Source organism: Streptomyces sp. SID13726 (genome assembly GCF_010548375.1).
GTDB lineage: Bacteria > Actinomycetota > Actinomycetes > Streptomycetales > Streptomycetaceae > Streptomyces.
The window spans coordinates 1-490 of record NZ_JAAGLY010000309.1 but is presented as its reverse complement, the minus strand read 5'-3'; the positions used below and the strand labels follow the sequence as shown (position 1 = coordinate 490).

Below are 490 nucleotides of genomic sequence, written 5' to 3'. Positions count from 1 at the left end.
CCTCGATCGGGACCTGCGGGTCGACGCGGTGCAGGTAGTACAGGTCGAGCCGGTCCGTGCCGAGGCGGCGCAGGCTCGCGTCGACCGCCGCGCGCACGTATGCGGGGCGGCCGTCGACCCGCCGACCGTCCGGGTGCCCGCCCGCGGGCGGGAGCCCGAACTTCGACGCGAGGACGATCTGGTCGCGGTGCGCCCCGAGGACCCGGCCGATCAGCTCCTCGTTGCGGCCGTGCCCGTAGACGTCGGCGGTGTCGATCAGCGTCACGCCGAGCTCGAGCGCGCGGCGCAGCACGGCCTCCGCCTCGGTGGCGTCCGCGGGGCCGTACGCGTCCGTCACGGACATGCCGCCGAACCCGACGGCCGCGACGGTGAGGGCGGCGTCCCCCGCACCGAGCGTGCGCTGGGGAAGGAGGTGCGGGGCGGCAGGGGTGAGGTCGTCGGTCATGACGCCAGCGGACCATTCCGGGCGCCGTCCTGCAAGGGCTGCGGC

1 protein-coding gene is annotated in these 490 nt (G+C 76.1%); it reads right to left on the bottom strand.

The genetic code is table 11. From position 1 onward, the window contains the following. A partial coding sequence (locus tag G3I78_RS47790; protein WP_164436874.1) for an aldo/keto reductase occupies positions 1 to 445 on the bottom strand: 445 nt, incomplete at its 3' end. Between the last annotated feature and the right edge of the window lie 45 nt (positions 446 to 490).